The organism is Mesobacillus sp. LC4 (assembly GCF_053543455.1).
Map to the genome: position 1 here is coordinate 140,676 of NZ_JBGCUB010000001.1, position 22,562 is coordinate 163,237.

Genomic DNA, 22,562 nt, shown 5'->3' on the forward strand with positions numbered 1-22,562 from the left:
GATGAAGCAAAATCAAGATAGGAAGTTTTACCTTGTTCGTGAAGATGTCCTGCCTGAAGCGATGAAGAAGACACTTGAGGCGAAGGAAATGATCGAGCGCGGTAAGGCAGAGTCAGTCTGGGATGCAGTTCAACGCGTCGATTTGAGCCGGAGTGCATTTTACAAATACCGAGATACCGTGTTTCCGTTCCATACGGTTGTGAAGGAACGAATCATTACGCTGTTTTTTCAGCTTGAAGATCGGTCTGGGACACTTTCTGAACTGCTGAGCACCGTCGCTGCAGCAGGCTGCAATGTTTTGACCATCCATCAGACCATTCCTCTGCAAAGCAGGGCGAATGTAACGCTGAGCCTGAATGTCACCGAAATGAGTGTCGAAATGGACGAATTGCTCGCGAGATTGAAAAGACTGGAGTTCGTAGAAAAAGTCGAAGTGCTCGGATCAGGTGCTTAACGTCGAGCGTTTGTAGGAGGGGGGATTGGCTTGAATATTGGATATCTTGGGCCGGAAGCGACATTTACAGATTATGCTGCCCGGCAATTGTTTAAAGAGGCTAAGAGAATTCAGTTTGTGAGTATACCAGAATGCATGGATGCCGCTTCAACAGGAGAAATTGACGCAGCGATTGTTCCGCTTGAAAACTCAATCGAGGGTTCAGTCAATCTTACCATCGATTATTTAGTCCATGAAACAGATCTGCAGATTGTTGCGGAAGCGGTGGTGCCTATCAGGCAGCATTTGCTGATTCACCCAGACAATATGGAAAAATGGAGGGAAGCTGAACAAATATTCAGCCATCCACACGCGCTTGCGCAATGCCATAAATTTTTACATAAAGAATTCAAAGGAATTCCGCTCGAAAATATGTCCTCTACAGCCGCTGCGGCAAAATATATCAAAAAACATCCAGAACGAAACATCGCTGCCATCGCAAATAGCCTTGCTGCAGAGGAGTACGGATTAGTGGCGATTACGCAAAACATCCATGATTACAGCTATAATCATACTGTCTTCGCTGTGCTGGCAAAAGAAGGCCATGATATAAACATTGCATCAACTGAAGAGTACAAGACAAGCCTTGTGATAACCTTGCCATCAGATCGGGCTGGTGCGCTGCATCAAGTGTTATCTGCTTTCTCATGGCGTAAGCTCAATCTGTCAAAGATTGAATCACGCCCGATGAAAACAGGCTTAGGCAAATACTTTTTCATTATCGATATTAATTTGAAAATGGATGATATATTGATTCCGGGTGCGATTGCAGAACTGGAAGCATTAGGCTGCACAGTGAAGCTGCTCGGAAGCTATTCAAGCTATAAGGTATAAAAAAGATCCATCGCTTATGTGATGGATCTTTTTACATCTATTCCAGGTCGATTAATAATTTTTCTTTTCTAAGTGTTTCTTCTGCTTCATCCAGCGCTTTTTCAGTCGGAGCGGAGATCGTGTGCAGATGGATTCCGCCTGTTAACTCTGATAAGTAAGCGGCATTGGTTGCTCTGATTTTTTCCATGAACTGCTTTACTTCGTTCCGGTTTGAGACCATGATCGATGCAGTCAAATCCCCATACACGGGATGCTCGATTTTTACGTCCTTTACTGTGACACCTTGATCAACAAGAAGCAGGAGTTCTTCTTCTGTCCTTTCTGGGCCATGGGAAACGGCAATGGTCCTTTCCGCTGCAGTAGGACGGGAGGCATGCATATAGAGATATCCCTGACTAGTCGCAATGATAGGCTCGTTTTTAGCTTTAAGCAAGGTGATATCGCCAACAATGACCTGTCTGCTTACATTCGTGATGGTCGCAAGGTCACCTCCAGTAATAGGCTCACTGCTTTCCTGCAAGCGCTTAAGGATATAGGCGCGGCGTTCATCTCCGAGAATTTTCGTAGGTTCCTTCATACCGATCTCTCCTTCGACTTCTTCATTCGAGAATTTTACCATAAAATCGGCTGGAAGTTAAACGGACGGGACCTGTTTCGTGATAGCAGCAAGAATTTTCGCGAGTTCGACTGCATCCTCCTGACTAGTTCCCCTCCCGAATGAAATCCTGAAAAATTCCTTTGCCTCTTTTCCGATGATTCCCATCGCAGACATCGTCTTCGCTGGCGACAGCATCCCCGTATGACAAGCACTTCCCGTTGAAATTGCATACCCTCTGGAGTTGCATTCTAGCAGAACCAATTGCCCCTCGATGCCTTTGACCCCCATTCCGAGGATTCCTGGGAGTTGTTCCTCTCCTACAGAGCCGAAAATCTCGAATGAGTCTTTGGCATCTTTAAAGGTTTCAATGAAAGCCGACCTGAGCTTACTCATTCTTTCTGACTCAGCTGCCATGAGGGATTGCGCTTTTTGCGCTGCAGTTGTCATGGCAGCGATTCCTGGTACATTCACTGTGCCAGGCCTGAAGCCCTTTTCGTGCACAGTTCCTTCAATGTATGGCCTCAGGGCAAGCTTAGGATTGACATAAGCCACTCCGGTTCCCTTTGGTCCATAAAATTTATGGCCGGAAATGGACAGGGCATCTACTGCCTGTGCCAGTGGCGCCGTTGGGATTTTTCCGAAGGTTTGCACGCAATCAGTGTGAATCAGGATCTCTTTTGAGGAGCAGTATTCTGCAATGTTTTTTACCGGCTGGACAGTCCCGATTTCCGGATTTCCGTGCTGGACCGAAACAAGCACAGTATCCGGCCGGACAGCTTCTGTAAAACTGGCAAACTCAATTTTGCCACCTCTGTTCAATGGCAGGTAAGTGATTTCCCATCCTTCTTTTTCAAGCTTTTTCATAAGATTGTAGACAGAAGAATGTTCAGCTGCCCCGGTAATAATATGGTTTCCTTGTTTTCTTTTAGCAGAGAGGAGGGCCATGATGCCGAGATAACTCGCTTCAGAACCTCCGCTTGTAAAATAAATCCCCGCTTCTTCGACACCTAGCAGGCGTGAAAATTCCTGCCTGCAGCTCTCGAGGAGATTGGCAGCTGCACTGCCGGCTTCATGAATGCTCTGGCTATTTCCAAAGTACTTTGTAGACGCTTCAATGAAAATATTGGCCGCGTCCCGGTCAAGCGGGCAAGTTGCCGCGTAGTCGAAGTATTTCATAGGTTCGCTCCAGTCCATTATTATTTCGGGGATACCTATCCCCGTAAGGCTGATTTCAATTGAATTACTGTAATAAGTTGAATCACATGTTACGGAAAATAGTCTTTCGAACGAATCACGGTAACAAGTTGGGTCAACATGTGCCCGAAAACAGTCAACCGAGGGAATCACGGTAACAAGTTGAGTCAACATGTGCCCGAAAACAAGTATCTGTACGAATCACGGTAACAAATTGAGTCAACATGTGCCCGAAAACAGCCAATCGAATGAATGACGGTAACAAGTTGGGTCAACATGTGCCCGAAAACAGTCAACCGAACGAAACACGGTAACAAGTTGGGTCAACATCTGCCCGAAAACAATCAACCGAACAAATCACGGTAACAAGTTGAGTCAACATGTGCCCGAAAACAAGTATCCGAACGGATCACGGTAACAAGATAAGGCAACATGCACCCGAAGACAGGCATCCGAACGGATTTCGGTAACAAGTTGAACCAACAACTATCCGAAAACAAACTGTCTTCTTAAAGTTTTTACGCTCCATGCCATTCTTGCTATCTTCTTTGTCAAAATAAAAGTTCTTGTCAACAGTGTAAAACTGTGTAAATATAGATGTCAAGACACCTGTTAATCCAGGAGGCTATCAAAATATGAATCAATCAGATGTCATCATTGTTGGCAGCGGCATTGCCGCATTGCAATTGGCCAATAAATTATCAAAGGAATTAAATGTGATAATTCTCACAAAGGATGAAATGACAGCGGGCAATTCTTATCTCGCACAGGGAGGAGTTGCGGCGGCGGTTTCTCCGAGTGATGATCCGTACTTCCATTATCTTGACACAATAGAGGCCGGAGCTCATCATAATGACGCAGAAGCTGTATTTGAAATGACCAAAAAAGCGCCGGAATTGATAAAAGGCTTATGGCTATCAGGCTGTCGCTTTGATGAGGATGGAAATGGGAAATTGCTTCTGGGAATGGAAGGCGCACATAGTGAAAAGAGGATCGTCCACAGCGGCGGGGATGCGACTGGTAAGCATATGGTCGACTTTTTGCGGTCAGATTTGGATGCCAATGTTTCAATAGAACAATCCACATTTGTTTATGAACTGATTTTAAATAGTGAGGAAACGAGATGTATCGGAGTGAAGGCGAAGCTGGCGGATGGTAGGAATGCAGAATATTTGGCGCACCACATTGTCCTTGCTACAGGGGGGTGCGGTCAGGTTTTCAGTCTCACCTCGAATGCCGAGACGGCAACCGGGGATGGAATGGCGCTGGCCTATAGAGCAGGTGCAGAGCTGACCGATATGGAGTTCATCCAATTTCACCCTACGCTTCTTTATGTAGATGGAAAGACGAAAGGGCTTATTTCAGAAGCCGTACGAGGCGAAGGAGCCGTGCTTGTGACTGCAGAGGGAAAGCGGATCATGGATGGAGTACATCCGTTGAAGGACCTGGCACCACGGCATATTGTTTCCCAGACAATTTATGATTATTTGCGAAGAGGAAGTCAAATCTTTTTAGATATTACCAACCTCCAGGATTTCGGCATCAGGTTTCCGACGATCAGCAGCCTGTGTGCAGAGCATGGGATTGATATTGAAAAAGGGCTGATACCCGTCGTCCCTGGTAGCCATTTTATCATGGGAGGAATCAAGACGGACTTGCAGGGCAGGACGAGTATACCAGGATTGTATGCAATTGGAGAAGCGGCATGTACAGGTATTCACGGTGCAAATAGACTGGCGAGCAATTCCTTATTAGAAGGTATGTTTGTTGGCGGAAACCTTGCGGAGTGGATCAACAGCCATCCTGCAGCAAAAGAGCAAGAATGGAAGGTCTATAACCATTCCGGTAAAAGTTTTACAGATAAGCGTAATCACAGATTATTCTGCGGTGAACTTCCTGACATCGCCCTGCTGAAACAAACAATGATGGACAGAACGGGGATTGTACGTTCAAAAAAATTGCTAATCAAACAAAGTGAGTGGCTTGCCCAGTTTAATATGGATGAATGGCTTGACGCTGGGCTGGACCACATGCAGCCATCAGAATTAAACAGGCTGTTCATGTACATCACCGCTACTTTGATCACAAAGTCGGCTTTGGAAAGGACAGAAAGCAGAGGCGGGCACTACCGAGAAGATTTCCCGCTTGAGGATAACGCCAATTGGATGAAAAAACAAATCATCCATCAACGAAAAAAAGTAAAGGATGGTAAGCATGAATACAATCAAACTGCGCTTGCTACTTGAACAATTTTTTATTGAAGATATAGGTGAACGCGATGTCACCAGTGAACTGATTTTCGGAAAAGAAAACAAAGGAAGCATGGTGCTGATCGCCAAGGATGATGGTATTTTCTGCGGGGAGCAAATCATCCAAACAGGATTCAGGCTGCTAGATGAAAACAGTCATATCATCCTGAATGTAAAAGATGGCGAGAAAGTCGCCAAGGGCCAGGAACTAGCCTTAATCACCGGCAGGGTTTCAGACCTGCTTAAAGCGGAGAGGGTCGTCTTAAATCTTGTACAGCGGATGAGCGGGATCGCGACGAAAACCAATGAAGCTGTCTCCGTGCTGAACAGCACGAAAACAAGAATCTGTGACACACGTAAAACGACTCCGGGCCTCAGGATGCTTGAAAAGTATGCGGTACGCTGCGGAGGCGGCTTCAATCATCGATATGGGTTATATGATGCCGTGATGATCAAGGATAATCACATCTCTTTTGCAGGCTCGATCAGCCATGCAGTAAATGCCGTGAAATCGAACCTTGGGCATATGGTGAAGGTAGAGGTCGAGATTGAAACGAAAGACCAGCTTCTTGAAGCGATTGAAGCAAATGTTGACTGCATCATGTTCGATAATAGACACCCTGACCAGATTAAGGATTGGATCCATAATGTGCCAGCAGGAATTTTGACAGAGGCATCTGGAGGCATCACCCTCGATAACCTCCAAAGCTACAGTGATTGCGGTGTGGACTATATTTCGCTTGGGTTCCTTACCCATTCCGTAAAATCTTTGGATATTAGCGCAAAAGTGATGGCAGATACGAAAGGGGATGTACAGTATGAATATATTGGAGACGCTAGAAGCTAAATCGAAGATGCTTCCAGAGAAATACAGGAATATGTCCAACAATGAGCTTGAGGTCATGATCAGGGACATCAAGGCAAAAATGGGTAAGAAACTGTTCATACCCGGTCATCACTATCAAAAAGATGAAGTCATCCAATTTGCCGATGCGACAGGTGATTCTTTGAAGCTTGCCCAGCTTTCTGCGGATAACAGGGAAGCCGAGCATATTGTTTTCTGCGGAGTCCACTTCATGGCGGAGACCGCAGATATTCTAACAACTGAAAAACAGAAGGTTTATCTGCCAGATATGAGAGCTGGCTGTTCAATGGCGGATATGGCAGATATATATCAAACCGAAAGGGCATGGGATTACCTTCAGGTCTTGTTCGGCGACACCATTTTGCCGTTGACATACGTGAACTCGACAGCAGCCATTAAATCCTTTGTCGGAGAAAATGGCGGTGCGACTGTAACGTCCTCCAACGCAGAAAAGATGGTACGCTGGGCTTTTTCAAAAAAAGAACGCCTGCTCTTCCTTCCAGACCAGCATTTAGGAAGGAATACAGCTTTTAACATTGGAATCGGCCTGGACGAAATGGCCGTTTATAATCCGATTGACAACATTCTTGAGTATGATGGCCCGCTTGAAAATGTGAAGGTAATCCTTTGGAAAGGACATTGCTCCGTTCACGAGAATTTCACAGTGGAAAATATCGCTCAAGTCCGCAGCACCTACCCGGACATGAAAATCATTGTCCATCCTGAATGCACGCGTGAGGTTGTTGGTCTTTCTGATATGGCTGGTTCTACAAATTATATTATTGAAAACATCGAAGCTTCTCCTGCTGGTTCATCCTGGGCGGTAGGAACAGAAATGAATTTGGTAAACCGCCTGATTTCACAGCATCCTGATAAGAAGATCATTTCTTTGAACCCCCATATGTGCCCATGCCTGACAATGAACAGGATTGACCTGCAGCATCTTGCCTGGAGTCTGGATAGTGTTTACCAGGGACAGGAAATCAATCTTATAAAAGTGGATGAAGCTACTTCCTATAACGCGAAACTTGCGCTGAACCGTATGCTTCAACAATCCTAATCATCAATCCTTCCCGGACTGGGGAGGATTTTTTTTATGGGAAAAGCTTAATCTCCCGCTGAAAAACATAATTATTTACATAGAAGCATAAGTTTTTTTGAAGATTGTTAGCAATTTGCCCACACCAACATAGAATATATGGACTTATGCCATAGGAGGGAATCAGAGTGAAAATCCATATCGTACAGAAAGGGGATACTCTTTGGAAGATCGCCAAGAAGTACGGCGTGAACTTTGAAGAGCTGAAAAAGATGAACGCGCAGCTCAGCAACCCTGATATGATTATGCCCGGTATGAAAATAAAAGTTCCAACTGCTGGAGGAACAGTAAAAAAAGAAGCTCCAATCGCAGGTGGAACGCCTCAAGCAAAAATCAATATGGGTGGCAAAAAGGAAATGCCAATTGCCAAAGAGAAACCAATGCCAATGCCAGAAGTGAAGAAAGAAGTTCCAAAAGAGGCTCCAGTTAAGGAACAGCCGAAGAAGGAGATGCCAAAACCTGTTCCAAAGGAAGAGCCAGTTAAACCCTATAAACCAAAAATGCCAGTGCAAATTAAGCCTGAGATTGACATCAACAATTACTATATGATGAATATGGCTAATATGCAGATGCCGCCGCAGCCAAAACCGCAGCCAAAGCCCCAGCCAAAAGCGCAACCAAAAGCACAACCAAAGCTGCCGCCTAAGCCAGATAATATTTTCCCTGAAGTCAAACCAGAGGTAAAGCCAGAAGTCAAAGCTCCTGTAAAGCAGCAGGTAAAGCCAGAAATGAAACCGGAGGTAAAACCGCAGCTGCCGAAAACTGAGATGAAACCGAATGTGAAACATGAAATTAAACCAGAAATTAAAATTGAAAAGAATGATTTTATGGATGAATCACCATCCATGATGCCATTCATTCAAGGAGGTTACCAGCAGCCAATGATCCCTTACCCTTATAACAGTTATCCAGGGGCGCCTTCCATGTCAGGTCCAGCTTATGGCTATCCAGGAGCCCAGCAAATGCCTTATCCACAGGTACAGGGAGCTTCACAATATCCAGGGATGATGCCGAACATGGCGCTGCCTGCAGAAGATATCGAATCTTCATCCTTTGCGAACATGCAAATGCCGTTGAGCCCGGCTATGGAAAATATGCCTCATCAAGCTTCTCCACAAATGACAGGTCCTGTCTTCCATGGTATGCCAATTTCGCCGGTAATGCCTGGACCAGGCTACTGCCCGCCGTATGAGCAGGGATATCCGCAACAGATGCCATACATGCCTCAGGTAGCAGGTGCGATGGAGGATCAGATGCCAATGCAACCACAAGTTGGCGGAATGATGGATAATCAAATGCCACAGGTGGGAGGTATGATGGATGACGAATCTTCGGAAATGCCAATGCCTCAGATGCCGCAGGTAGGCGGAATGATGGAGAATCAGATGCCGTATCAGATGCCGCAGGTTGGCGGAATGATGCAAGGTCAGATGCCAATGATGCCACAAGTAGGCGGAATGATGGAGAATCAGATGCCGCATCAAATGCCTCAAGTGGGCGGAATGATGCAAGGCCAGATGCCAATGATGCCACAAGTAGGCGGAATGATGGAAAATCAGATGCCGCATCAAATGCCTCAAGTGGGCGGAATGATGCAAGGCCAGATGCCAATGATGCCGCAAGTAGGCGGAATGATGGAAAATCAGATGCCGCATCAAATGCCACAGGTGGGCGGAATGATGCAAGGGCAAATGCCAATGATGCCGCAAGTCGGAGGTATGATGGATAATCAATACCCGCAAGTTGGAGGTATGATGGATAATCAATACCCGCAAGTCGGAGGCATGATGGATAATCAATACCCGCAGGTAGGAGGCATGATGGATAACAAAATGCCACAAGTCGGTGGTATGATGCAGCCTCCAATGATGCCTAAGCAGGCAGTCCAGGGCGCAGGAACAGATTGTGGCTGCGGAGGCGGTGCTCCTTACGGTATGATGGGAGCAGGAATGCACCATCCTCACCACATGATGCATCAAGGCTATCCGGGAGCCCCGGGCATGCATCTGCATCCGCACCAAGGGTATCAGATGGGGATGGGTCCGCAGGGGTTCATGAATCCTTATGGAGCAGGTCCAATGGGCGGAGGTTATGGTATGCCGATGCCTCGGTTCGAAGATGAAGAGAGCAATGAATATTAACATTAACCGAGGGGGAGACGATTACTTTTTCAATCGTCTCTTCTCCTATTTAACCAGGAAACTTGAAGTTGAAATCAAAGAAATGACCCCATTGCGAGGGAATGTTTATCTCGTTGAAACAAGTAAGCAGCGGTTTATTTTAAAAGGGTATAAAGACCTTCGTAAATTAAAGATTCAAGAAGCATTCGCTTCATCTTTAAGAAAATCTGGTTTTGATCAATCTTACCAATTTTATAATCAAGATAAAGATCCTCTTCATTTTGAAGGGTCATTCTATGGATGTATAGAATTTATTGAGCATCATGAGAAGCGTTTTAATTATGGAATGCCATCAGACAGGGCTGAAGGAGTTGAATTGCTGAATAGATTCCATGACTATACCACGGTTCTCCACCCCTCTTATGCAGGCATGCTTCCGAAAACGGATTTAGCGAGAAAGTGGCTGCATCGAAAGAATGAATTCACGAAAAACCTTCCAATCGTTAGTAGCTATATAAATAAGGGCAGTACCGAAAAACTGCTGGAATGGGCGGATTTTTCCCTGAGGAATTTTGCGGACTTGAAGAAAGAGCTTGAGACAGAGTCTCCAGCTATCCTCCACGGGGATGTAGCCCATCACAATTTTTTGCGATCTAAGGCAGGAAAGCTGATGATCATTGATTTTGATCTGATCAGCTCTGGGTCAAGAGCATATGATATGCTGCAGTATGCTAATCGGATTCTGCCTTTTTTGGATTGGCAGTTTGAATCACTGGTAAAAATAAAACATTTGAACAAATGGCTGGATTCTGAGGCTTTCCTCTTCGGGCTTCTGTACCCTGCTGATATTTTAAGGGAGTGGAACCGCTTAGTGAGAGATCGAAATCATTCAAATCCGTATAGCCTGGCACCAATCGTGGAAATGACTGTCAGCCAGTTTCAGCAAAGGAAACAATTCCAGGAGGATGTGAAAGCAAGACTTGGTTTTTAGGTTAGATTTTGGACGTATCTGTCAGAATGAAAATCTGTCCCCATCCGCACTCTAATAATGAGCATGTAAAAGTGCTCATTATAGCTAGGATGGGGGTTTTTTGATTGAACAGGAGGATGTTGTTCGTACCTATAGCTTCCCTTCTTACGATTGGGCTGGCGGCTTGTAATGGTAATAATGATGCCGCTATACAGGACAGGAATGCCGACGGTGGGCAGCCACTTGGCTATTACTCGAATGAAAAAGGAAATGAAATAGACGTGATGGATGACCGGGAAGGTGGAATCACGGAAATTTTTGACCACAATTTTGGTAAAGAGGGTCTAGCCGGAGAGAATCGGAAACGGGCGATGCTCCAGTCCAGAGATGAAAACGGCAACCCTCCAAATCCAACTATCCCGCGTTCAGATCATGACCATAACTTTTTTCAGAGGGATAATAAATACAGCCGCGGCGATTTGAATTACCATGGACATTTGAGCGAGCATAGGGGCAGCGGCAAGGCAAGGATCTATTCGAACAACGAACAAGATAACGAAATGGCCCGCAAAGTCGGGATTGCAGCTGAATCAGTCGAGAATGTCGACAAGGTAAGATCTGTTTTATTCGGCAGGGAAGTAGAAATAGCAGTCAGCTATAAGGACAAGTCACAGAAAAAACAGACAGATAAGAAAATCAAAAAGGCTGTCCTTCCATATACGGAAGGCAGGGTGCTTCGTGTCATTGAGGATGAAGGTACCTTCAGCAGATCAAGGAATATAGACTATGACCGGCGAAATGGAAATCCAAGGGAAAGCATAAACTTCAATCCTTAATCAAAATAGAAGGCAGAGTATCCTCTTGCCTTCTATTTTCATGTATTTATTTAAAGGATAAATAAGTTTATTTTGGCTACACTATTAGTGAAAAAGAACAAATTTTAGCAAATAAGAGAGGTGGACAGCAATGGCTTCAATCAAATTATTAAAAGTATTAAGCTCAGCTGTTATTCTCCTAATCAGTCTATCGGGATACAGTTTAGTACTTCAGACAGAGCCGGTTTTTGCTGAGAAGCCTGAAGAATCAGTCGAGGAAAGCGAACCTCTAAAAGTCACCATCATTTTGCAAAGAGTCTATCTGGATGGTGAAATGAGTGAGGAACGGATTGTGGAAACCATTTGGTCCATGGAGGACTTCTGGGCCAAATATGACGAATGGCAGCTAGTCGACATGGAAGCCAATAAGGCGGTGTTCAGGCAGGAATATGATGATATTTCGCCGCTATTGAAGGCAAATGGTTATTTCGGTTTATCGGATGAAGGGGTCCTTACAATCTTTAATGGGAGACCTGAAGGTTCGAATATTATTCAATCTTTCTTTCAGATTGACCTCGGCAGACTTGAAAGTATAAAACGAGATCAATTGAAAAAGGGTATACCAATCCGGAATAAGCAGTGCTATGAAGAGGTATTGGAGACTTTTAAACCCTATACAGTGATTGAAGACAGTGAAGAGCCGGGCTGACTGGCTCTTATTTGTGTTTCACAAGGTTTTCAGAAAGGTCTGCTTTCTAAAAAAAATGTACATACGTTCGCCTTTTCGCATATTTTTATTCATACCTATAAAAGGAGTATGTTAAAATGAGTTACAGCAAAGCAGAGGGGCGAGAGTATTGTATGAATTCATAAAAGGTACCGTCGATTTCGTCGGTCCTGAATATATAGTGATTGAAAACAGCGGGATTGGATACCAGATCATGACACCAAACCCATTTGTATTTACAAAAGAAGCAGGGAAAGAGATTTGTATTTATACATATCATTATGTCCGTGAAGATCTCATCGCTCTTTATGGATTTAAGAATCGAGAAGAAAAGGCACTTTTCACAAGGCTGCTGAATGTTTCGGGAATCGGTCCGAAAGGGGCCTTGGCCATCCTGGCGTCAGGAGAACCCGGTCAAGTGGTTCAGGCAATCGAAAATGAAGACGAGACGTTCCTGGTCAAATTCCCAGGTGTAGGCAAGAAGACAGCCAGGCAAATGATCCTTGATTTGAAGGGGAAACTGCATGACCTTGTTCCAGATTATTTCCCTAACCTGTTCAATGCGGACGAGGTAGCAGCAACCATAAGCCAGTCTACCGAATTTGATGAGGCGGTGTTGGCACTCAAGGCACTTGGTTACTCTGAAAAGGAAATACGCAAAATCACTCCTGAGTTAAAGAAGGAAACATTGACGACGGATCAATATATCAAGAAAGCATTACAGAAGCTATTACGATAATGCTGAGTTAATATAGACTGATACGATTAGGTCGGTCAATCAGCTTATTAGAAGGGTGAGAAACTGATGGAAGAACGAATCATCTCCAGTGAAGCGGGCGACCAGGATGTTTCATTTGAGCAGAGCCTGCGTCCACAGACACTCAGGCAATATATCGGCCAGGATAAAGTGAAAGCAAATCTTGAGGTTTTCATTGAAGCCGCCAAAATGAGGCGGGAAACGTTGGATCATGTGTTGCTCTACGGACCGCCTGGTCTGGGCAAGACGACACTGGCAGCCATCATTGCCAATGAAATGGGCGTCAATCTTAGGACGACTTCAGGACCGGCCATTGAGAGGCCTGGTGACCTGGCAGCCATCCTGACGGCATTGGAACCGGGCGATGTCCTGTTCATAGATGAAATTCATAGGCTCCCAAGAACGATCGAGGAAGTACTCTATCCTGCTATGGAAGACTTCTGCCTTGATATTGTCATCGGCAAAGGGCCAAGTGCCCGGTCAGTCCGGCTTGACCTTCCGCCGTTCACGCTTGTGGGCGCGACTACCCGTGCCGGTTCGTTGTCGGCTCCTTTAAGAGACAGGTTTGGAGTTTTGAGCCGTTTGGAATACTATAATGAGAAACAGCTTACTGATATTGTCGTCAGAACGGCTGAGCTTTTGGAAACCGACATTGACTGGCCTGCCGCTCAGGAGCTGGCGAGAAGGTCCCGAGGCACACCGAGGATTGCAAACCGCCTCTTGAAGAGAGTGCGCGACTTTGCTCAGGTGCGCGGAAATGGTGCTGTAGAGGAAACTCTTGCCCAGGAAGCTTTGGAATTGATGCAGGTTGACACCCTGGGTCTTGACCATATAGACCATAAATTGCTCAAGGGCATCATTGAAAAATACCGTGGGGGCCCTGTCGGTTTAGAGACGATCTCCGCAACCATCGGAGAGGAATCGCAGACAATTGAAGATGTATATGAACCATATTTGTTGCAGATCGGTTTTTTGCAAAGGACGCCTAGGGGAAGAATTGTAACAGAGGCTGTATATCGATATTTTAAAATGGAGGTGCCTGAACGATGACAGGTGCAGCTAAGTTCGTGATGATCGCCGGTGCAGTGATTTTCGCCATCGGGTTCATCATGCAGTTTGTCAATCTGGGAAGACTGCCAGGAGACATCGTCATTAAAAAGGGCAATACAACCTTTTACTTCCCCATTGTAACGTCTATTCTGGCAAGCATCATCCTATCGGCAATCTTTTACTTTATGGGCCGATTCAGATGATAAATTCATCAAAAAATAAATAGAAACTTAGTAAGGGTGACAACATGAAAGTAGATTTATTTGATTTCCATTTACCTGAGGAACTGATTGCCCAGACTCCGCTTGAACAAAGAGCGGAAAGCAGGCTGATGGTCTTAAATAAAGAATCGGGCCATTTAGAACATGATATTTTCAAGAATATCAAAAGCTATCTGAAGCCGGGTGATTGCCTCGTCTTGAATGACACGAAAGTTCTTCCGGCAAGGCTTTTTGGCATGAAAGAGGACACGGGTGCTAAAATTGAAGTTCTTCTTCTGAAGCAGCTTGAGGGAGATGAATGGGAAACACTTGTGAAACCGGCAAAGAGAGTAAAGGAAGGCACGAAAATTATCTTTGGCGACGGCCTATTAACTGCAGAATGCACCGGAGAAGCAGAACACGGTGGCAGGAATCTTAAGTTTTCATATAGCGGCATCTTTTATGAAGTGCTTGAACAGCTGGGAGAAATGCCTCTTCCTCCTTATATTAAGGAGCAGCTGGAGGATAAGGACAGATACCAGACTGTATTCGCAAGGGAAAGAGGTTCCGCGGCGGCTCCGACCGCAGGCTTGCATTTTACCGAGGAATTGCTGGAAGAACTCAAGGAGATGGGCGTCCATATCGCCTTCATTACCCTTCATGTAGGACTGGGAACCTTCAGGCCTGTCAGTGTCGATTCCATTGAGGAACACGATATGCACTCTGAATTTTACCAGGTGACTGAAGGAACGGCATTGCTGTTGAATACAGTCCGCGAGCAAGGGGGCCGGATCATCACGGTCGGAACGACTTCGACAAGGACCTTGGAGACGATTGCAACGGCCAATGATGGTAAATTCGTCGCTGAAAATGGCTGGACGAATATCTTCATTTATCCTGGTTATGAATTTAAGGCAATTGACGGGATGATCACCAACTTCCACTTGCCAAAGTCGACATTGATCATGCTTGTAAGTGCTTTGGCTGGACGGGAAAATGTCCTGAATGCCTATAATAAAGCAGTGGAGGAAAGGTATCGCTTTTTCAGCTTCGGCGATGCGATGCTGATTTTATAGTTCTATCATTGTAAAATAAACACATAATTGAAATTGGACTTCTGGAAGGAGCTTAAACATTGTCAGCAATCCGTTATGAATTAATTAAAACCTGTAAGCAGACAGGAGCAAGGCTTGGACGTGTCCACACACCGCATGGTTCTTTTGACACCCCAGTCTTCATGCCCGTTGGTACACTGGCAACAGTCAAAACGATGTCACCTGAGGAACTGGTCCAGATGGGTGCTGGGATAATCCTGAGCAATACCTATCATCTGTGGCTTAGGCCGGGACACGAGATTGTCAAGGAAGCAGGCGGCCTGCATAAATTCATGAACTGGGACCGTGCCATCCTTACTGATTCAGGTGGTTTCCAGGTATTTTCCTTGAGCGAGTTCAGAAAGATCGAAGAAGAAGGCGTCCATTTCCGCAACCATTTAAATGGGGACAAGCTTTTCCTATCACCGGAAAAGGCAATGGAAATCCAGAACGCTCTTGGTTCAGACATCATGATGGCATTCGATGAATGTCCGCCATACCCTGCTGAATATGATTACATGAAAAAATCAGTAGAGCGTACCTCTCGTTGGGCAGAGCGTTGCCTTACAGCTCATCAGCGTCCACAGGACCAGGGATTATTCGGGATCGTCCAGGGCGGGGAATATGAGGAATTAAGAAAGCAGAGCGCAAAGGATCTTGTTTCAATGGACTTCCCTGGTTACGCAGTTGGCGGACTGTCAGTCGGCGAACCGAAGGATGTCATGGACAGAGTGCTGGAATTCACCACACCATGGCTGCCAACGGACAAGCCGCGCTATCTAATGGGGGTAGGTTCACCAGATTCATTGATTGATGGTGCCATCCGCGGAATTGATATGTTCGATTGTGTACTGCCAACTCGTATTGCCAGGAATGGCACATTGATGACGAGTGAGGGAAGGCTAGTTGTCAAAAATGCGAAGTTCGCGCGCGACTTCGGCCCATTGGATCCAAACTGTGATTGCTATACTTGCAAAAATTACAGCAGGGCCTATATCCGCCACTTAATTAAAACGGATGAATCGTTTGGAATTCGACTTACTTCTTACCATAATCTCTATTTTCTGCTAAAATTAATGGAGCAGGTCAGACAGGCAATCCGTGAAGACCGTCTGGGGGACTTTAGAGAAGAGTTCTTTGAGCAATATGGCTACAATAAGCCGAATGCCAAAAACTTCTAAATAAACTGCTTTTTAATAACGCTGTTCTCGCATAGCGTCAACAGCTTATGACATGAAAGGAGGGGAAATGAATGGAAGGATTAGTAGGTACAGTATTCCCGCTATTGCTGATGTTTGTACTATTCTACTTCTTGTTGATCCGCCCTCAGCAAAAGAGGCAGAAAGCGGTTCAGCAAATGCAGAGTGATCTTGCAAAAGGTGACAAGGTAGTAACGATCGGCGGTTTGCATGGAATTGTCGATGCACTTGATGAAGGCACTGTTGTCATCAAATGTGGAGACGGAAGCCGTCTTACATATGACCGCGCGGCAATCCGCGACGTCAGAGAATCAGCAGCAGGAGTATAATTTAAACGAATGGCTTTGTTAAAGGCAATGGTGTTTTTAAGCCCTCTTGATTGTAGTGGAAGGCGCGTAGACTCCTGCGGGATAAGCAAGTCATGGGGAGACCCCGCAGGCGCATAATGCGCCGAGGAGGCTCCCCGACTGCCCTCGGAAAGCGAAGCGCCTGGAACGAAAATCAACAGCCGAGTTTAACAGAACCAAACGAAAAAAGAAGCGAACCCGGTTCGCTTCTTTTTTTATGCCTTCGATGGCCCGCCGACGATGTTTACACCGAGGATGCCGCCCATCATTGCTGTAAGAATATAGCAGATATGATAGATGATTTGTTCAACTGAAAACAGGCTGTCATAACCCAGGTATTGGAACAGGAAAATAATTAAAGAATAAACCAGGCCTGTAGCTCCTCCAATCATCCAGCCTTTCTCTTTTCCGTTCCCGCCAGTGATAAAGCCGCCGATGAAAATGGATAAAAAAGAAATAGATGTCATGACGTACTGAAGTGAAGATTCCTGGACGGAAGTGAACTTTAAAAGAAGAGAAAATATCAAACTGCTCACGATTGCCAGAAGAAATATGGCGATCACCCCGTACAGGACGGCCTTTCCTAAACTTTTGGACTCCATTAACCCCTCTCCTCTCTGATCTAATCCCTCTAAACGAGAATTGCCTAGTACAAGCATATTCACGGAATTGGACAATTAGAATCAGTTTTTATTCAGGAATATCGTTAAAAAATACCGAAAGGATAAGTATTTTTTAAGTTGTAAGTTAAAGACTAAAGAGGAATGCTGTGTGAAGGGCGGGAGAAACGTGGAACAATATGTCATCATCCTTTTTAGGACAGTTCTCCTTTATTTATTGATTCTGTTAATTTTTCGTTTAATGGGAAAAAGGGAAATCGGTGAACTAAGCATCCTGGATTTAGTTGTCTACATTATGATCGCAGAAATGGCTTCCCTAGCCATTGAGAACACGAAAGACCCATTAGTTGACACCTTGCTGCCAATCAGTGTGCTTGTCATTATACAGATTACATTGGCGATGATGTCTCTTAAAAGCAAAAAGTTCAGGGATATTGTCGATGGGAAGCCGACAATTATCATCAATGATGGAAAAATCGATGAGAAAGCAATGCGTTCGCAAAGATATAATTTCGACGATCTGCTTCTTCAATTGCGAGAAAAGGATGTAGGCGATATTGCTGATGTAGAGTATGCCATTCTGGAGCCATCAGGGACCTTATCCATTTTTCAAAAGAAACAGGGAGAACAGGAAGGGCAGCAGGACAGCAGCAGCCTCGCACTTCCGTTAATCATTGATGGCGAGGTCCAGGAAGACAATCTGGGAATGATCGACAAATCGAGTTCCTGGCTTCTGGAGCAGCTGCGAAAACAGGGGTATGAAAATCCAGGTGAAATTTCTTTTTGCAGCTACCAAAATGGAAAATTCTATATTGATTTAAAGGACAAATAAAAACGTGGAGAAAATGTCCACGTTTTTTTTAATTACTTCTTAAAAAATGATGTTAGCACAGATTTCAATTTTGAAATCTCGTTCCTCCTGATCAAACCAAGTGCTACCGAAAGCGAAACGTACAGGATGCTTACAGTCCCTATATTTATAAGAATCCTTACTGCCAATGAAAGATTCTCATCAAGCCAATCCCAGAGCATGAAGCCTAGTGAACCTGAAAGAATGATGACTGCCAATACCTTTAGATAATCTTTTACATAAAAGGTGAATGAAACAGCCTTCAGCATGGTTGCGAAATGGAGGAGGGTAATGAGGACGATTCCCATCACCATTCCGAGTGCCACGCCATTAATGCCAAAAGCAGGCTGGCTCGCCAGCAGGAAAATGACAGCCGTCTTGGCAAGATTTCCGATCAAGCTGTTGATCATCGCGGCTCTAGCCAAGTCAAGAGCCTGCAATGCTGCCTGCAGCGGCCCCTGGAAATAGTAGAACAAGAAGAATGGCGCCATGAGCTTGATGAATTGCGAACCATTTGAGGTGCCGTACATCAATGTCATTAGCGGTTCGGCCAGTACATACAAAACGACGATCGCCAGGCCGCCTGTCAAAAGAGAAAATCGCAAAGATTGCTGCAAAAGATGTTCAATCACCCTCATTTTCTTTTGGGAGTTCGCCTCACTGATGGCCGGTACCAGTGAGGTGGACAACGAATACGTGATGAAGGATGGCAATAACAGCAATGGCATCGCGAAGCCAGTCAAAGCGCCATATTGTTTGGTGGCAGCTACCGCGGCAACACCGGCAATCGCCAGACTGTGCGCCACCACGATTGGTTCAAAGAACCAGGAAACCGAGCCAATCAGTCTTGAACCAGTAGTAGGCAACGCAATTTTCATAAGGTCATTAAAAGTCGATTTGCCGGAATTGACAAATTGAAAGAAATTTTTCCGAAGGCGGAAACTTTTCCTAAGCTTAAAGGTTGTCATTAAATAGATTAATGAAATCAGTTCTCCTATTACAGACGCAATCATGGCGCCAGCGGCAGCATATTCAATACCATATGGCATAAAGGTTTTTGTCAGTACAGCAATCAAGGTAATCCTGACAAGCTGCTCGATCACTTGGGAAATTGCAGAAGGGCGCATATTCTGCCTTCCCTGGAAGTAGCCGCGGAGAACAGATGAAATTGCTACGATCGGAACAATTGGAGCGATGGCAAGCAACGGCCATTGCGTCCTTGGATCCGTGAATAATGTCTCGGATAAGTATGGAGCAAGGAGAATCAGCGCCGGCGTAAAGATAATCGATAGAGATATAGTGGTAGCAAGGGAAACGACAAGGATTTTCTTGATTTTGCGGAAATCGCCTCTTGCCTCAGCTTCAGCCACATTCTTTGAAATGGCGACTGGCAGACCCAGCTGAGTAATCGTCACGACAAGCACCATGGTAGGGAAGGCCATCATGTAGAGACCAACACCTTCCTCCCCGATGAAGCGAGCGATGACAATCCGATTTATGAAACCAAGCACCCTCGTGACAAGCCCGGCTATAAGTAAAATAAATGTTCCTTTTAAAAACTTCGACATTCCGCTCCCTGCCTTCTCAAAAATGCTTATTTCATATACAATTAACTATATGCAAGAAAGTGGACAAAGCATGACAAGGTTAAAACATTAAAAGACTAGAAAATTGGACGAGGAGGCCAAGGGATGAATCCAAGCCATCAATACGGGCGGTTTTATAAGCAGATAAAACCAGCTCTGGAAAGCAAAATTGAAGAATTCAAAATATTCGGTTATGAACAAGTTGGTGAAAAAGAATTATGGGATTACCTCACGAAGAAAAAGTGGAAAAAACCGAAGGATGAAATACAGATGTACGAATTAGTAGCTGATATCTTATCAGCCAAAATTGGTGATATCATGAATTTCACAACAGTCGAAGCATTTAAATTAGGTGATTTTACAATGGATGACGAACAAGAACGGAAAGAGCTGCTTAAATGATGGGACTTTTGTTCATGAGGTCATACTAATATTCTTTCAAGGAACCGAAAAGCTTAATTGACAGTTTTTTTAAACTGTTACATAATTAGAATGCTATAAATTGGCTATCGTTTTTTTAAAAGTCTTATTGTTTAATTTGTCTGGCAGCATGTTTGTGCGAAGAATAAGGAGGATTTATACATAATGGTAAAACGCAGCCGCATCGTGGCCTTCTTTTTGCTGGTTATTTTAATCGGAAGCGCCATGGGTGCAACAACCCAGAATATATTGAAAGATATCAAGCTCGGCCTTGATCTGCAGGGTGGTTTTGAGGTTCTTTATGAAGTGACGCCTTTAAATGGTAAAGAAGGCGAGAAAGTGGACCGGGAAACCTTGAAGAGTACAGCACAAGCGCTTGAACGAAGGGTGAATGTGCTTGGTGTCAGCGAACCGAACATCCAAATAGAGGGTGATGATAGAATCCGTGTTCAGCTTGCTGGTGTAAAAGACCAGAATAAAGCTCGTGAAATTCTATCCACCGAAGCGCACCTGACATTCCGTGACGTGAACGACCGGGTGATGATGGATGGAAGTGACCTGGCAGAAAACGGTGCAAAGCAAAGCTTTGACCAGCAGAACAAGCCAAGTATCTCGATTACGTTAAAAGATGGAGACCAATTTGGAGAAATCACGAAGGAAATCCGTGACATGTACCCTGAAAATCAGCTGATCATCTGGCTTGATTTCGAAGAAGGGGTAGATTCCTATAAGGAAGAAAGGATGAAGCCAGAGCCTAAATTCCTTTCCAATCCAAATGTTGATAAGATCCTGAATCAAAAGAATGTTGAAATCACTGGTAATTTTACCATTGAAGAAGCACAACAGCTTGCTTCACTTCTTAACGCCGGATCACTGCCAGTTAATCTAGAAGAAACATACTCTACATCTGTAGGAGCGAAGTTCGGAGAACAGGCCCTAAATGAGACGGTTTACGCTGGGATCATCGGTATCCTTGCCGTTTTCGTCTTCATGCTGGCTTTATACCGTATCCCTGGAATTGTCGCAGTTGTTACATTATCTATTTATGTCTACCTCATCCTCCTAGTATTCGATTGGATGAACGGGGTGCTCACACTGCCAGGTATTGCAGCCTTGATCCTCGGGGTCGGTATGGCGGTTGATGCAAACATCATCACATATGAGCGAATCAAAGAGGAATTAAAAGTTGGCCGGAATATCAAAGCTGCATTCGACGCAGGGAGCAAAGGCTCACTGTCTACGATTTTTGATGCCAACATTACGACATTGCTTGCAGCGATTGTGTTATTCGCATATGGTACAAGCTCTGTAAAAGGCTTTGCAACCATGCTGATCATCAGTATCCTGGCAAGCTTCATCACTGCAGTTTTCGGAGCTCGATTGTTCCTGGGATTACTTGTGAACAGCGGTCTGTTTAAAAACAAGCCGGGCTTGTTCGGGGTGAAGCAAAGCGAAGTCCATGATATTTCAGAAGGTTTGGATACTCTTGACTTAAAAACCAGGTTCGATCGATTTGATTTTATTAAGAGCCGTAACAAGTTCTTTACGGCATCCGCTGTATTGATTGGTCTTGGCTTAATTGCACTTCTCGTGTTCCGCCTGAACCTTGGAATCGATTTCGCTGCAGGGACAAGGGTAGAAGTCATGTCTGACAGCAAGCTTACAGCCGAACAATTGAAAGAAGAACTGAAGCAAGTTGACTTGGAAACAAGCGATATTGTCATCTCTGGTGATAATAGCGAAATTGGCGTCGCTAGATTTAAGACGGTTTTATCCAAAGATAAAATTTCTGAGCTTAAATCACACTTCAAGGAAGAATTCGGAGCTGAGCCGAATGTTGGTACAGTTTCACCAACAATCGGTAAAGAATTGGCTAAAAATGCAATGATCGCTGTTGCCATTGCTTCGGTCGGTATCATTATTTATGTAACGATCCGATTCGAAATCTATATGGCGCTGGCTGCCATCATTGCACTTCTACACGACGCATTCTTTATCATTGTCCTATTCAGTCTCACAAGGCTTGAAGTAGACATTACCTTCATCGCTGCCGTTCTGACGATTGTAGGTTACTCGATCAATGATACGATTGTTACCTTCGACAGGATGCGCGAAAACATGGTCAAGAAAAGGCGTTTGAAGACACCGGAAGACATTGCCGAGGTCGTGAATACATCACTTCGCCAAACACTTGGCCGCTCGGTCAACACCATTCTGACTGTAGTCATAACTGTCGTGGCACTGTTGATCTTTGGCAGTGCATCCATCTGGAATTTCTCTTTCGCTCTGCTTATTGGCCTGATTGCAGGTACGTATTCCTCCATCTTCATCGCAGCACAGCTGTGGTATGTATGGAAAAATAAAGAGCTTAAGAAGAAGGGCTCAATCAAGACTTATAAGGAAAAGAAAGTCTACTCAGATGAGCCGCAAGTTTAAAATAAGCACGATCAAAATACCACGGAATTTTCCGTGGTA

General features: G+C 44.8%; 21 protein-coding genes and 1 pseudogene. 18 read left to right on the forward strand and 4 right to left on the reverse strand.

Annotated elements, in window-relative coordinates; genetic code table 11:
- The first annotated feature begins 1 nt into the window (after nt 1).
- Both AB5I83_RS00665 and pheA read left to right on the forward strand, forming a co-directional pair.
- Nucleotides 2–454 carry an ACT domain-containing protein gene (locus AB5I83_RS00665; RefSeq protein WP_167832824.1) on the forward strand — a complete coding sequence of 151 codons (453 nt, stop codon included), beginning with the start codon at nt 2–4 and terminating at the stop codon, nt 452–454.
- A gap of 30 nt (nt 455–484) precedes the next feature.
- Nucleotides 485–1,327, forward strand: a complete 843-nt coding sequence (gene pheA / locus AB5I83_RS00670; RefSeq protein ID WP_448972138.1) for a prephenate dehydratase — start codon at nt 485–487, stop codon at nt 1,325–1,327.
- Nucleotides 1,328–1,364: 37 nt separating this feature from the next.
- Here the strand turns inward: pheA and AB5I83_RS00675 are convergent, their stop codons facing one another.
- Both AB5I83_RS00675 and AB5I83_RS00680 read right to left on the reverse strand, forming a co-directional pair.
- Nucleotides 1,365–1,904, reverse strand: a complete 540-nt coding sequence (locus tag AB5I83_RS00675) for a transcription repressor NadR (RefSeq protein ID WP_167832826.1) — start codon at nt 1,902–1,904, stop codon at nt 1,365–1,367.
- A gap of 57 nt (nt 1,905–1,961) precedes the next feature.
- Nucleotides 1,962–3,101, reverse strand: a complete 1,140-nt coding sequence (locus tag AB5I83_RS00680) for an IscS subfamily cysteine desulfurase (RefSeq protein WP_448972139.1) — start codon at nt 3,099–3,101, stop codon at nt 1,962–1,964.
- 653 nt (nt 3,102–3,754) lie between these two features.
- On the opposite strand from AB5I83_RS00680, the gene nadB reads away from it, so the two are divergent.
- The 13 genes and pseudogenes from nadB to yajC all read left to right on the forward strand — a co-directional run bounded on the left by nadB (nt 3,755) and on the right by yajC (nt 16,593).
- Nucleotides 3,755–5,365: an L-aspartate oxidase gene (gene nadB / locus AB5I83_RS00685; protein WP_448972140.1), complete on the forward strand. Its 1,611-nt coding sequence runs from the start codon at nt 3,755–3,757 to the stop codon at nt 5,363–5,365.
- Nucleotides 5,334–6,215, forward strand: a complete 882-nt coding sequence (gene nadC / locus AB5I83_RS00690) for a carboxylating nicotinate-nucleotide diphosphorylase (protein ID WP_448972141.1) — start codon at nt 5,334–5,336, stop codon at nt 6,213–6,215. Before nadB ends, nadC begins: the two co-directional genes overlap by 32 nt.
- Nucleotides 6,187–7,293 (forward strand): quinolinate synthase NadA, encoded by a 1,107-nt coding sequence (gene nadA / locus AB5I83_RS00695; RefSeq protein ID WP_448972142.1) that lies wholly within the window; start codon nt 6,187–6,189, stop codon nt 7,291–7,293. The genes nadC and nadA overlap by 29 nt, the downstream gene beginning before the upstream one ends.
- Nucleotides 7,294–7,460: 167 nt before the next feature.
- A pseudogene (gene safA / locus AB5I83_RS00700) lies at nt 7,461–7,608 on the forward strand (SafA/ExsA family spore coat assembly protein); the annotation flags it as partial.
- Nucleotides 7,609–9,462: 1,854 nt separating this feature from the next.
- Complete coding sequence (locus tag AB5I83_RS00705; RefSeq protein WP_448972143.1) at nt 9,463–10,443, forward strand: phosphotransferase; 981 nt, start codon at nt 9,463–9,465, stop codon at nt 10,441–10,443.
- Nucleotides 10,444–10,547: 104 nt separating this feature from the next.
- Nucleotides 10,548–11,258, forward strand: coding sequence for a YhcN/YlaJ family sporulation lipoprotein (locus AB5I83_RS00710; RefSeq protein WP_448972144.1), 711 nt, complete (start codon nt 10,548–10,550; stop codon nt 11,256–11,258).
- Between the two features lie 130 nt (nt 11,259–11,388).
- Complete coding sequence (locus tag AB5I83_RS00715; RefSeq protein ID WP_448972145.1) at nt 11,389–11,946, forward strand: BofC C-terminal domain-containing protein; 558 nt, start codon at nt 11,389–11,391, stop codon at nt 11,944–11,946.
- A gap of 148 nt (nt 11,947–12,094) precedes the next feature.
- A complete protein-coding gene (gene ruvA, locus AB5I83_RS00720) occupies nt 12,095–12,703 on the forward strand; it encodes a Holliday junction branch migration protein RuvA (protein WP_226085419.1) in 609 nt (202 codons plus the stop codon).
- A 66-nt stretch (nt 12,704–12,769) separates the two neighbouring features.
- A complete protein-coding gene (gene ruvB, locus AB5I83_RS00725; RefSeq protein WP_448972146.1) occupies nt 12,770–13,771 on the forward strand; it encodes a Holliday junction branch migration DNA helicase RuvB in 1,002 nt (333 codons plus the stop codon).
- A complete protein-coding gene (locus AB5I83_RS00730) occupies nt 13,768–13,974 on the forward strand; it encodes a DUF2905 domain-containing protein (protein ID WP_448972147.1) in 207 nt (68 codons plus the stop codon). Before ruvB ends, AB5I83_RS00730 begins: the two co-directional genes overlap by 4 nt.
- A 44-nt stretch (nt 13,975–14,018) precedes the next feature.
- Nucleotides 14,019–15,047, forward strand: a complete 1,029-nt coding sequence (queA, locus tag AB5I83_RS00735) for a tRNA preQ1(34) S-adenosylmethionine ribosyltransferase-isomerase QueA (protein ID WP_226646625.1) — start codon at nt 14,019–14,021, stop codon at nt 15,045–15,047.
- Between the two features lie 59 nt (nt 15,048–15,106).
- Nucleotides 15,107–16,246, forward strand: a complete 1,140-nt coding sequence (gene tgt / locus AB5I83_RS00740) for a tRNA guanosine(34) transglycosylase Tgt (protein ID WP_448972148.1) — start codon at nt 15,107–15,109, stop codon at nt 16,244–16,246.
- Between the two features lie 71 nt (nt 16,247–16,317).
- Complete coding sequence (gene yajC, locus AB5I83_RS00745) at nt 16,318–16,593, forward strand: preprotein translocase subunit YajC (RefSeq protein WP_167832838.1); 276 nt, start codon at nt 16,318–16,320, stop codon at nt 16,591–16,593.
- Between the two features lie 233 nt (nt 16,594–16,826).
- Here yajC and AB5I83_RS00750 read toward each other — a convergent pair whose 3' ends face one another.
- Nucleotides 16,827–17,213 carry a TIGR04086 family membrane protein gene (locus AB5I83_RS00750; RefSeq protein WP_448972149.1) on the reverse strand — a complete coding sequence of 129 codons (387 nt, stop codon included), beginning with the start codon at nt 17,211–17,213 and terminating at the stop codon, nt 16,827–16,829.
- Nucleotides 17,214–17,400: 187 nt separating this feature from the next.
- On the opposite strand from AB5I83_RS00750, the gene AB5I83_RS00755 reads away from it, so the two are divergent.
- On the forward strand, nt 17,401–18,063 hold the full coding sequence (locus AB5I83_RS00755; RefSeq protein WP_448972150.1) for a DUF421 domain-containing protein: 663 nt from the start codon (nt 17,401–17,403) through the stop codon (nt 18,061–18,063).
- A gap of 32 nt (nt 18,064–18,095) precedes the next feature.
- Here the strand turns inward: AB5I83_RS00755 and spoVB are convergent, their stop codons facing one another.
- A complete protein-coding gene (gene spoVB, locus AB5I83_RS00760; RefSeq protein ID WP_448972151.1) occupies nt 18,096–19,649 on the reverse strand; it encodes a stage V sporulation protein B in 1,554 nt (517 codons plus the stop codon).
- Nucleotides 19,650–19,772: 123 nt separating this feature from the next.
- Between spoVB and AB5I83_RS00765 the strand changes: the two genes are divergently transcribed.
- Nucleotides 19,773–20,069, forward strand: a complete 297-nt coding sequence (locus AB5I83_RS00765; protein ID WP_448972152.1) for a post-transcriptional regulator — start codon at nt 19,773–19,775, stop codon at nt 20,067–20,069.
- Between the two features lie 183 nt (nt 20,070–20,252).
- Nucleotides 20,253–22,523 carry a protein translocase subunit SecDF gene (gene secDF / locus AB5I83_RS00770; protein ID WP_448972153.1) on the forward strand — a complete coding sequence of 757 codons (2,271 nt, stop codon included), beginning with the start codon at nt 20,253–20,255 and terminating at the stop codon, nt 22,521–22,523.
- The last annotated feature ends 39 nt before the right edge of the window (nt 22,524–22,562 follow it).

Bases quoted from the DNA above. Each gene is read 5' to 3' on its own strand.
- AB5I83_RS00665 (WP_167832824.1), top strand. From the start codon at position 2: ATGAAGCAAAATCAAGATAGGAAGTTTTACCTTGTTCGTGAAGATGTC.
- AB5I83_RS00675 (WP_167832826.1), bottom strand. From the start codon at position 1,904: ATGAAGGAACCTACGAAAATTCTCGGAGATGAACGCCGCGCCTATATC.
- AB5I83_RS00680 (WP_448972139.1), bottom strand. From the start codon at position 3,101: ATGAAATACTTCGACTACGCGGCAACTTGCCCGCTTGACCGGGACGCG.
- nadB (WP_448972140.1), top strand. From the start codon at position 3,755: ATGAATCAATCAGATGTCATCATTGTTGGCAGCGGCATTGCCGCATTG.
- nadC (WP_448972141.1), top strand. From the start codon at position 5,334: ATGAATACAATCAAACTGCGCTTGCTACTTGAACAATTTTTTATTGAA.
- nadA (WP_448972142.1), top strand. From the start codon at position 6,187: ATGAATATATTGGAGACGCTAGAAGCTAAATCGAAGATGCTTCCAGAG.
- AB5I83_RS00705 (WP_448972143.1), top strand. From the start codon at position 9,463: ATGAATATTAACATTAACCGAGGGGGAGACGATTACTTTTTCAATCGT.
- AB5I83_RS00715 (WP_448972145.1), top strand. From the start codon at position 11,389: ATGGCTTCAATCAAATTATTAAAAGTATTAAGCTCAGCTGTTATTCTC.
- ruvB (WP_448972146.1), top strand. From the start codon at position 12,770: ATGGAAGAACGAATCATCTCCAGTGAAGCGGGCGACCAGGATGTTTCA.
- AB5I83_RS00730 (WP_448972147.1), top strand. From the start codon at position 13,768: ATGACAGGTGCAGCTAAGTTCGTGATGATCGCCGGTGCAGTGATTTTC.
- queA (WP_226646625.1), top strand. From the start codon at position 14,019: ATGAAAGTAGATTTATTTGATTTCCATTTACCTGAGGAACTGATTGCC.
- yajC (WP_167832838.1), top strand. From the start codon at position 16,318: ATGGAAGGATTAGTAGGTACAGTATTCCCGCTATTGCTGATGTTTGTA.
- AB5I83_RS00750 (WP_448972149.1), bottom strand. From the start codon at position 17,213: ATGGAGTCCAAAAGTTTAGGAAAGGCCGTCCTGTACGGGGTGATCGCC.
- spoVB (WP_448972151.1), bottom strand. From the start codon at position 19,649: ATGTCGAAGTTTTTAAAAGGAACATTTATTTTACTTATAGCCGGGCTT.
- AB5I83_RS00765 (WP_448972152.1), top strand. From the start codon at position 19,773: ATGAATCCAAGCCATCAATACGGGCGGTTTTATAAGCAGATAAAACCA.
- secDF (WP_448972153.1), top strand. From the start codon at position 20,253: ATGGTAAAACGCAGCCGCATCGTGGCCTTCTTTTTGCTGGTTATTTTA.